This is a genomic window from Flavobacterium sp. UBA4854 (assembly GCF_002399805.1).
In the GTDB taxonomy this organism is placed as follows: domain Bacteria; phylum Bacteroidota; class Bacteroidia; order Flavobacteriales; family Flavobacteriaceae; genus Flavobacterium; species Flavobacterium ginsengisoli.
The window spans coordinates 69,550-80,305 of sequence record NZ_DHEI01000105.1; the positions used below are offsets into that span (position 1 = coordinate 69,550).

General features: G+C 33.3%; 8 protein-coding genes. 4 read left to right on the forward strand and 4 right to left on the reverse strand.

Going from position 1 to position 10,756, the window contains the following annotated elements:
- Positions 1-240: 240 nt before the first annotated feature.
- The 3 genes from B3J44_RS15665 to B3J44_RS15675 form a co-directional block, all read right to left on the reverse strand.
- Positions 241-1,191, reverse strand: coding sequence for a D-2-hydroxyacid dehydrogenase (locus B3J44_RS15665; RefSeq protein WP_198857090.1), 951 nt, complete (start codon positions 1,189-1,191; stop codon positions 241-243).
- A 143-nt stretch (positions 1,192-1,334) separates the two neighbouring features.
- Positions 1,335-2,405 (reverse strand): 3-phosphoserine/phosphohydroxythreonine transaminase, encoded by a 1,071-nt coding sequence (gene serC, locus B3J44_RS15670; RefSeq protein WP_286969522.1) that lies wholly within the window; start codon positions 2,403-2,405, stop codon positions 1,335-1,337.
- Positions 2,406-2,498: 93 nt separating this feature from the next.
- A complete protein-coding gene (locus B3J44_RS15675; RefSeq protein ID WP_286969524.1) occupies positions 2,499-3,566 on the reverse strand; it encodes an acyl-CoA reductase in 1,068 nt (355 codons plus the stop codon).
- A gap of 160 nt (positions 3,567-3,726) precedes the next feature.
- Between B3J44_RS15675 and B3J44_RS15680 the strand changes: the two genes are divergently transcribed.
- Together B3J44_RS15680 and B3J44_RS15685 are read left to right on the forward strand one after the other, a co-directional pair.
- Positions 3,727-4,077, forward strand: coding sequence for a 4Fe-4S dicluster domain-containing protein (locus tag B3J44_RS15680; RefSeq protein WP_111366760.1), 351 nt, complete (start codon positions 3,727-3,729; stop codon positions 4,075-4,077).
- Positions 4,078-4,248: 171 nt separating this feature from the next.
- Positions 4,249-5,412, forward strand: coding sequence for a hypothetical protein (locus tag B3J44_RS15685; protein WP_286969528.1), 1,164 nt, complete (start codon positions 4,249-4,251; stop codon positions 5,410-5,412).
- A 93-nt stretch (positions 5,413-5,505) separates the two neighbouring features.
- Here the strand turns inward: B3J44_RS15685 and B3J44_RS15690 are convergent, their stop codons facing one another.
- Positions 5,506-8,139, reverse strand: a complete 2,634-nt coding sequence (locus tag B3J44_RS15690; RefSeq protein WP_286969530.1) for a TonB-dependent receptor — start codon at positions 8,137-8,139, stop codon at positions 5,506-5,508.
- 293 nt (positions 8,140-8,432) lie between these two features.
- Between B3J44_RS15690 and ychF the strand changes: the two genes are divergently transcribed.
- On the forward strand, positions 8,433-9,527 hold the full coding sequence (gene ychF, locus B3J44_RS15695) for a redox-regulated ATPase YchF (RefSeq protein ID WP_177210201.1): 1,095 nt from the start codon (positions 8,433-8,435) through the stop codon (positions 9,525-9,527).
- 339 nt (positions 9,528-9,866) lie between these two features.
- On the forward strand, positions 9,867-10,544 hold the full coding sequence (locus tag B3J44_RS15700; protein WP_286969533.1) for a TIGR02117 family protein: 678 nt from the start codon (positions 9,867-9,869) through the stop codon (positions 10,542-10,544).
- Positions 10,545-10,756 lie beyond the last annotated feature (212 nt).

Below are 10,756 nucleotides of genomic sequence, written 5' to 3' on the forward strand. Positions count from 1 at the left end.
ATCTTTTTTAATCCTTCAAAAATAGAATTGCTGGTTTCGCTAATAACAGCTTCGTTATGTTCATTTGGGACAGCGTTATTGTTTACAACTGCATCGCCTCCATATTGTTGCACTAATTGAGTTAATTGTTCAAACATGATTTTTAGGATTTAGATTAGAACTCAAATTTAAACAAAAAAAGAAAGGGATTTATTAAACAATGTTAATAAATCCCTTTGCAAGTAATTTAATTATAAGTGATTAGCTTAACAAAGTGATAATTTGTGATGCTAATTCAGTACCAATTCTGTCTTGTGCTTCTCCAGTCGCAGCTCCAATGTGCGGAGTTAATGAAATTTTAGAGTGCATTAAGATTGCCATTTCTGGTTTTGGTTCGTTTTCGAAAACATCTAAACCAGCAAAAGCAACTTTTCCTGAATCTAAAGCTTTTACCAAAGCTACTTCATCAATAACACCACCACGAGCACAATTCACGATTCCAACACCATCTTTCATGATTTCAAGTTCTTTTTCTCCAATGATATAACCATTTTGAGCAGGAACGTGCAATGTAATGAAATCAGCTTCTTTAAATAAAGACTCTAAAGATTGGGAAACGATTGTAGTTGTAATTGATTGTCCGTCGAAAAATTCAACTTTTACATCAACTTGAGGAATAAAACTATCAGCTGCAATAACTTTCATTCCTAAACCAAGAGCCATTTTTGCAGTAGCTTGTCCGATACGACCAATACCAACAATACCTAAAGTTTTTCCTCTTAATTCAGTTCCGTTAGCATATGCTTTTTTCAAACCATCAAAGTTTGAATCTCCTTCTAGAGGCATATTTCTGTTAGAATCATGCAAAAAACGTACACCATTGAATAAGTGACCGAAAACTAATTCAGCAACAGATTCTGAAGATGAAGCTGGAGTATTAATTACATGAATTCCTTTGCTTTTAGCATAATCCACATCGATATTATCCATACCAACACCACCACGACCGATGATTTTGATGCCAGGACAAGCGTCGATTATATCTTTACGAACTTTAGTTGCACTACGAACTAAAATTACGTCAACATTATTTTCATTGATATAGTTAGCTACTTGTTCTTGAGCTACTTTTGTAGTTATAACTTCAAATCCACCTTTTTCTAAGGCTAGAATTCCGCTTTTAGAAATTCCGTCATTTGCTAATACTTTCATTGTGTGTTTATTGTTTATTTGGTGAACCGTTTATTTGTTTAATCGATAAACCAATTTTTAATTTTTTCTTTTTTGATATTTTTCTAAAGGAAATGTTTTTACGATTAAACAGTTAAACAAATTAACGATTAACCGAAAAAAAATTAAACTTTAGTTTCCAAAGCTTTCATTACATCAACTAAAACCTGAACGCTTTCAATTGGCATAGCGTTGTAGATTGAAGCTCTGTAACCACCTACAGAACGGTGTCCTGGCAATCCAGAAATGTTTGCAGCTTTCCATAAAGCATCAAAAGTTTCCGTGTGTTCAGGATTGTTCAATAAGAAAGTTACGTTCATATTTGAACGATCTTCTACTGCAGCAGCGCCTTTGAACAATGGGTTTCTGTCGATTTCAGCGTAAAGTAATTCTGCTTTAGCGTTGTTTAATTTTTCTACAGCAGCGATTCCGCCTTTTTCTTTAATCCATTGTAAAGTTAAAAGAGAAACGTAAACAGCAAATACAGGTGGAGTATTGTACATACTTTCTCCTTTAATGTGTTTAGCGTAATCTAGCATACTAGGAATTGTTCTTCCGTTTTTGCCTAAGATTTCTTCTTTAACTACTACCAATGTAGTTCCAGCAGGGCCCATATTTTTTTGAGCTCCAGCATAGATTAAGTCGAATTTAGAAAAATCTAATTCACGTGAAAAAATATCAGAACTCATATCACAAACAACAGGTACGTTTGTTGCTGGAAAATCTTTCATTTGAGTTCCAAAGATAGTATTGTTGCTTGTGCAGTGGAAATAATCAGCATCAGCTGGAATTTCGTAACCTTTTGGAACATAAGTATAATTGTCTTCTTTTGAAGAAGCTACGACAACAGTATCACCGAAAAGTTTTGCTTCTTTGATTGCTGCAGTTGCCCACGTTCCCGAATCTAAATAAGCTGCTTTTCCGTTTTCTTTCATTAAGTTGTATGGAGCCATTAAGAATGCTGTGCTGGCACCACCTTGTAAAAATAAAGCCTGATAACCTTTTCCTTGAAGTCCTAATAATTCTAAAGCAAGGGAACGAGCCTCCTCCATAACTGCAACGAAATCTTTGCTTCGGTGCGAGATTTCAAGAATAGATAACCCTGAATCATTAAAATTTAAAATTGCTTTTGATGCCTTCTCAAAAACTTCCTGAGGTAAAATACTTGGTCCTGCGCTGTAGTTGTGTTTTTTCATGGTTGTTGTTAATAGTCGAAAATTTTAAAGACGCAAATTTCGGTAATAAGAGCCGAAAAAGCGTTAAAATATTCGAAATAATTAAACAATTTATTACTTTGTTGTTAACAAAAACGTTATAGTATCGACATTATCTGCGTAATCCCACAATTGCGGTTTTTGCGTTTCGCCAAATGCAATACTATTTGTAGTTAAATTACTGCTAACAATGCATTGAATTTGATCTGTGTCTTCCTGAAGGCGTTTTTCTAGATCTTCAAGGTTTTCGTAGTATTCATAAAAAACACTAGAAATAGGCGAAGCGTAGCTTGAATCTTCTTTTAAAGTCAAGAATCCGTTGTCTAGTAATTTGAAATTACTCATTAAAAATACAGCTTTATTATAATCATAATTATTAGCGTATTTTTCATAATGGATAACATCTTGATATTTGAACATGGCTTGGAAAAAAGCATCGAAAGTATAGTTTTTTGGAATAAAAAGCTTGGAAACATTTCGACATCCTAAACCAAAATATCTAAAAATATCTTCGCCCAATGCTTCTAAATCTTCGTTAGTTTCTTTTCCGGTTAAAATCGCTGCCGAATTTCTGTTTTTACGAATGATTGAAGGTTTGTCTTTGAAATAATATTCAAAATAACGAGAAGTATTGTTGCTTCCAGTTGCAATTACAGCATCAAAATTTTGTAGTTTTCCTTCTACGAAAGTGATTTTATCTTTCAAATTTTCATCAACAGCAATTAAATATTTAGCTAAAAATGGTAATAAATGCTGGTCGTTTGAAGAAGTTTTGATTAAAGCTTTGTTGCCTGTAATTAAAACCGATAAGAAATCATGGAAACCTACTAACGGAATATTTCCTGCTAAAATCAAAGCAATAGTTTTTTGATTCTCATTATTCTCTTCAATGTTATAAACCGAAAGCCATTTGTCTATATTTTCTTTTGTTAAAGCTTCAGCCCAAGATTGTATAGAGAAATATACCTGTTCAGGAGTATACCATCCATTATGAGATTGCGATAAATGAATCAGGTTATTGAAATCATCAAAAAAGAGATCATTATATAAGACGTCAGATTTTTGCGCAGAAGCGTCTTCAGAAAACTGACTTAAAAATTTTCCTAATTCAACAAAAACACTTTTTTTTGTTTCTAATGTCATAATGTTTGTTTATGAATTGTTTTGATTGTAATTTTGCACAAAAATAAGCATAATTAAGTCGAAAGTCAAAAGTCATCAAGTCAAAAGCAAAGAATGTCTTTTGTGTACTTTTTTCGGACGATGAGACTATACGACTTTTAACTTTAAGAAAAATAAAAAGATGGCAATTATTATAACTGACGAATGCATCAATTGCGGGGCTTGCGAACCAGAGTGCCCAAATACAGCAATATATGAAGGAGCAGATGATTGGAGATATAAAGACGGAACTAGTCTTTCTGGAAAAATTGTTTTACCTGACGGAACTGAAGTAGACGCTGATGATGCGCAAACTCCAATTTCTGATGAGATCTATTATATTGTACCTGGAAAATGTACAGAATGTAAAGGTTTTCATGATGAACCGCAGTGTGCTGCTGTTTGTCCTGTTGACTGTTGTGTACCTGATGACAATCACGTTGAAGACGAAGAAACTCTATTAGAAAGACAAGCTTTCTTACATAACGAGTAAGAATATTTGTTTGATAAATTATAGAATCCTGAGTTGAAAAACTCAGGATTTTTTTTATCCTGATTTCAGGTATTTTTAAAAGGTAATTTTTTGATAGCTAATGTTTTAAATTTTTGAGTGTTGATTTATTGTTAAAAAATTAATACTTTAGTTGAAAAAATAACAATGCCTATGAAGAAAATGCTACTTTTATTTGTTGTTTTATTTAACTATGTAAGTGTTTTGGCGCAAAACGAAGAGTATTCTATTATTGTTAAGGATATAGAGACTATGGAGCCAATACAAAATGCTACAGTTAAAATAATGAAAACCCAGCAGATTTTATTGAGCAATGAAGAAGGAAAAGTTACTTTTATGCTGACTGGTGGATCTAATGTTCAGGTTTCTGAAACTAATTATGAAGATTTGACCGTACGCTGGACTTCTTTAAATGGAGATCAAAAATTTGTTGTTTATTTAAAGAGTAAAAACAATAAATTAGATGAAGTAGTTTTATCTAAAGAATCTCCAGAAAAAATACTGCAGAAATTGGTTAACAATTCTACAAAGAAAATTAGTATATCCCATAGACAGAAAGTATATGTGAGAGAGTTTTTTATGCTCGACAATCAGTATACGTATTATAATGACGGATTGGTAAATTTTCAATTTGATAAAAATAATAATGCAACTACTTTATTGGTTGAACAAAATCGTTCGTACGGATTGCTAGAAGAAGATGTAAGTGCTGATTTGAAAGGGTATAATTTGAATAATATAATGGAGAATTACTCGAATTTTAAATACTTAGAACCATTATTAGATCCAAAAGCTAAAAAAGAATATGATTTTACAACCAAAGGACATTCAAAAAACAAAGATTACTACATAATGTCAGTTGTTCCTTTGGATAAAGCCAAAGAAGCGATTGATAATTTTGAAATTATTTACGATCCTGAGAAAAAAATTATAGTAGAATTTACCATTTCGGTTACTCCTGCGACTCTTGATAAAGTGGAAGAGAAGACAAAAGAGGGAGATAAAAACATTACAAAATCGTTTGTTAAAGTAAACTATAGATGGGACGGAAATGATTATTATTTATTGAGTTCTAATGAAGAAATTGGTTATAATGTTGTTCTAAAAGATAAAACTAAAAATGTGCAAGTAAGAAATAGTTTTATCACAACAGGTTTCAATAAACAAAATTTTACCTATAATGAAAGTGATGTTTTCAAGGAAAAATCGCTCTTTAATAAGAAAAATAAAATCTTGACTAATTATTGGGATATTTCGGGATTTACAGCAACTGATGAAGAAAAAGCTATCATCGCATCTTTAGAATTTAAATTGTAATTAAATAAATAGAAAAAAATCCTGAACATAATGTTCAGGATTTTTTGTCTTTATAAAGTTGTTAGGCAAAGACTAAAGCCCTTTTTTAAATAATTAAAAATTAAATCCAAGTCTAGCATAGTAATAAGCTCCGCTGAAGCCCATTTGTACTGCATCCCAATAACCTCCGGCTTCTGTATTTCCTTGTTCGTCCTGTTTAGTTGGATATACGTTAAATAAGTTGTTGCTTCCTAGAGTTAGTTTTAGGCTTTTTGTAAACTGATATCCAATGGTTAAATCAGTAATTAATCTTGGATTATAAACATCGTCTTCATCGGCATAATCGACCAAAACTACTTTGCTGAAACGAGTAAAAGCTAGTCCAGCATCAAACTTGTTTTTTGCGTAAGTTAGGTTTAAACCAAACTTATTGTCTGGAGCTGAAGCCAATAAAAATGCTTTTTCACGTTTTCCGAAGAAAATAGATTCATCTAGCGTACCGTTTTTTACTTTGTCAATTTTCATGTCGTTGATGTTTCCAACTAAAGTTGCACCAAACTGACCGAAATCAAAGTTTTTCTTCCAAGAGAAAACCAAATCCAAACCATGTGTGCTTGTGTTAACTCCATTTACAAAAAATTGAGCTTCAGAAACCCCTAAATTTAAAGAGCTTGCATCAAAATATCCGGTCAATACAATACGATCTTTTACTTTGATGTAATAACCATCAACGGTTGCTGTAAAATCTCCAAAAGAAGCTGTGAATCCTAGAGAAGCATTTACTGCTTTTTCTTCATTTAATTTCTCAATTCCGAACGCTCTTGTTACAGGGCTGTCGTTTGGTGCTAGTAAAACTTCTGTTGCTCCGCTTGCATTAAAGTTGGTAAAACGCAAATTATAATAAATCTGGGCTAAAGATGGAGCACGGAAACCTGTACTAACAGATCCTCTTGCATTTATGTGATCTGTAATTTTAAGCCTGGAGGCTAATTTTCCATTTAATGTGCTTCCGAAATCACTATAATTTTCAAAACGTAAAGCACCACTAACCATCCAAGCTTCAGTAACATCCAATTCGGCATCAGTGTAAAGAGAGAAGTTGGTTCTGTCTTTATTTACTTCGTTTGCAGGGCTATATCCTGGGAAACCTTGCGAACCTCCAGGTCTTGGTTCTCCCGTTACAGGGTCAATAGGTGCACTTTGCGTTGTCGGATCGGTAATTGGTACTCCATTCGTGTCATATGTTGCATATGATCCTTCTTCGCCAGCAAAAATTTCAAATTGTTCCACTCTAAATTCTGCTCCAAAAGCAACGTTTAAACCGCTTAAAACACTTTCGTAATTTTTAGAAATATCAAAGTTAGTCGTGTTTTGAAGTAAACTGTGTCCTCCAGCGTCAAATTCATGAGGAGATTTTTCTTCAAGTGAAGCATTTATAGTTCCTTTAATATCGTATTGGAATTTGTTTTTACCAAAAGTATTGCTCAAATCAAATTTCCATCCGCCAGAAGATTCGGTTCTAATTCCTGCTGCGATCGAATTATCATTAATTTTAGAAGTAATTCTTGGAGTATATCCGCCTGGATAAACAGATTCTACAACTCTTTCTCCATCATTTCTGGTGAAAGCGTATGCATCTGTGTCTCTAAAATTGCTTCCGCCAAAAGCATAAAATTCGGTTTTGTCAGAAATAGGAATTGCTAAATTGGCAAACAAGTTAACGCCTGTCATTTCAGCATCTCCAAAACCTTTTCTGAAATCGTAAGCAGGTCTAAGAGTTTTGTTTTTGCTTAAAAATTCTCCTGTAACATTTACATAACCGCCTTTAGAGCCAATTCCGGTTCCATAGTTTGCAGCAACTCTAACAGAACCTCCATCAAAATCTTGATCTTTACCGTATGAATTTCCATTTCCATTTTGATCCAATCTGAATCCTTTTGTATTTGGAGTTCCTGGCAAGAAATCACCTTTTGCATGTGTGTTAAAAACGCCATACGTAACGGAACCCGTTAATTCGTCAACGTTGTCATTGGTTACAATATTGATAACTCCGGCAATGGCATCAGAACCGTATTGAGCAGAAGCACCGTCACGCAGAATCTCAATTCTTTTGATAGAGGCGGCAGGAATGGCATTTAAATCTGTTCCTGTGTTTCCACGTCCGCGAGTTCCAAATAAATTGATTAGAGAAGATTGATGTCTTCTTTTTCCGTTAATTAAAACCAAAGTCTGATCAGGTCCCATACCTCTCAAAGAAGCTGGATCAACGTGATCGGCACCATCAGATCCCGATTGTTTATTGGCATTAAATGATGGAGCGACATATTGCAACAGCTGATTAATTTCGATTTTTCCGCTTTGTGTAGTAACATCTTTTACATTGATTACATCAATAGGAACTGCAGAATTTACTACGGTTCTTTTTGCATTTCTAGAACCAACGACAACAACATCATTTAAAACTTGACCATCATTTTCGCTTAATACAACATTTATTTTATCTCCAGAAGCTGTTTTTTCAACTGTTGAAAATCCTACATAACTAAAAACTAAAGTTGCACCTTCTTTTACTTTTATTCTAAAACTACCCTCAAAATCGGTAGAAACACCATTTGAAGTCCCCTTTTCGACAATATTTACACCGGGAAGAGGATTTCCAGTTTTGTCTTTTACAAGACCCGAGACCTCTTTTTGTGCAAAGAGAAATGCTGAATTCAGCAGAAATAACAATAATGCAATCTTTTTCATGGTATTTGGTTTTTTGGTTTGTTTTTTGTTAATCAGTTTTATAAAAGTAATGTTTTTTAACAAAAAATTAATAATTTGTTTAAAAATTATATTGCGTATGTCTAAAATTATATTATTGAACATTTTTAATTCGCGCAAGAGCTATTAAATCTTATATTTGCAAAATTTTAATGCCAAAAAATATCATTTTGGCAGAAATCAGAAAATCGGATAAATCATAACACACTAAAAAACAATGTTTAGTGTTTGAGGTCTAAAAGAGAAGACCGAACAAAATAAATAGAAACAAACAGATGAAAGCAGGAATTGTAGGATTACCAAATGTTGGAAAATCAACATTATTTAATTGTTTATCTAATGCAAAAGCGCAAAGTGCTAACTTTCCGTTTTGTACAATCGAACCTAATATTGGTGTTGTAAACGTTCCAGATCCAAGAATTAATAAATTGGAAGAATTGGTAAAACCAGAGCGCGTACAAATGGCAACTGTAGATATCGTAGATATTGCGGGTTTGGTAAAAGGAGCAAGTAAAGGTGAAGGTCTTGGAAACCAGTTTTTAGGAAACATTAGAGAGTGTAATGCAATTATTCACGTTTTGCGTTGTTTTGATAATGATAACATTGTGCACGTTGATGGAAACGTAAATCCAATTCGTGACAAAGAAACTATCGACATCGAATTGCAGTTAAAAGACTTAGAAACTGTTGAAAAACGTTTAGAAAAAGTAAAACGTGCAGCTAAAACCGGAAATAAAGAAGCTCAGGCAGAAGAAGCTTTATTAAACAGAATTAGAGAAGCTCTTTTGCAGGCAAAATCTGCAAGAACAATTGTTCCTCAAAACAATGATGAAGAAGTTCTTATGGAAGCTTTCCAATTAATTACAGCAAAACCAGTTTTATATGTTTGTAATGTTGACGAAAGTTCAGCAGTAAACGGAAACAAATATGTTGATCAAGTTCGTGAATTAGTAAAAGACGAAGAAGCTGAAGTTATTGTACTTTCTGTAGGTGCAGAGGCAGATATCACAGAATTAGAAAGCTACGAAGAGCGTCAAGTTTTCTTAGAAGATATGGGATTAGAAGAGCCAGGAGCATCAGTTTTAATTCGTGCGGCTTACAAATTGTTAAAACAGCAAACTTACTTCACAGCAGGTGTAAAAGAAGTTCGTGCTTGGACAATCAATATTGGAGCAACTGCACCACAAGCAGCAGGAGTTATCCACACCGATTTTGAAAAAGGATTTATTCGTGCAGAGGTAATTTCATATGACGATTACGTTCATTATGGTTCTGAAGCAAAAGCAAAAGAAGCTGGAAAATTCAGAGTTGAAGGAAAAGAATATATTGTAAAAGATGGTGATGTAATGCATTTCCGTTTTAACGTTTAGTCTTTTTTAGAGAAAAGAAGAAAGAACATAGAGAATAGACTAAGACTGCTGGAGGAATTCAGCAGTTTTTTTATGCTTTAAAAATTAAAGTTCTGCTTTGTCAGGCTGAGCGAAGTCGAAGCCCGCACAAAGAATGGAAATGTTTTATGGAGCTTCTTACGTGTCTTTCGACTTCGCTCAGGAAGACAAAAAAATAAGATGAAAATCCGTTTATATCTGCGCTTTCGCGAAAGCGAATCTGTAAAATCCGTGTCTCATTTTAGCAACTGAAAAATTTTTGGCTCAAAAATTGGTTACAGAAAAAATAACCAATTACTAATCTAAAATCAACCAATCAAAATGCTAAAAAAATCATTTAAAATTCTAGGCTGGACGCTTTTCGGAATTTTCAGTTTTCTTGCTTTGTATATTTCTTCTGTTTTAATTATTTCAAAAATTACAGTCAATTCAGATATTGCAAAAGTCGAAGAGCAAGATGCCGTTCCTATCTACATTCTTTCAAACGGAGTCCATACCGATATTGTGGTTCCGATAAAAAATGAAGTTAAAGATTGGAGAAATGAGATTCAATTCAGCCAAACTCAATCAAAAGATTCGTTGATGAATTATATCGCTTTTGGCTGGGGAGATAAAGGCTTTTATTTGGAAACGCCAGAATGGTCAGATTTAAAAGCAAGCACAGCTTTTAAAGCCGCTTTCGGAATCAGTTCATCTGCTGTACATGCTACATTTTTTAAGCAGTTAAGAGAAGGAGGCGATTGTAAACGTATTTTAGTTTCTAGAGAGAATTATCAAAATTTAGTTAATTACATCTCCAATAGTTTTAGCAATCCAATTCATCCAGAATGGATTCAAGGTCACAGTTACGGAAAAAAAGATGCTTTCTATGAAGCTAAAGGAAGTTACAGTCTTTTCTATACTTGCAATACTTGGGCTAATAATGCCCTAAAAGCTGCCAATCAAAAAGCGAGTTTATGGACTGTTTATGATAAAGGGATTTTTTATCATTATAAATAATAGATGCAAAAATATTCCGTTAGAAATATTTCGTAGGTAGTGGGAAAAATGTAAAACTCAACGAAAATCCAAGAAGTACGGAATTTTCATTATTGCTTAAATTTGAGTGAATATCAAAAAATCAGCAAATGAAAAATCATAATATCTTTTCGAAAACTTGGTATTTATTAAAAACAACATTTTTAGAATTCAACGATGACAATGCGATAAAG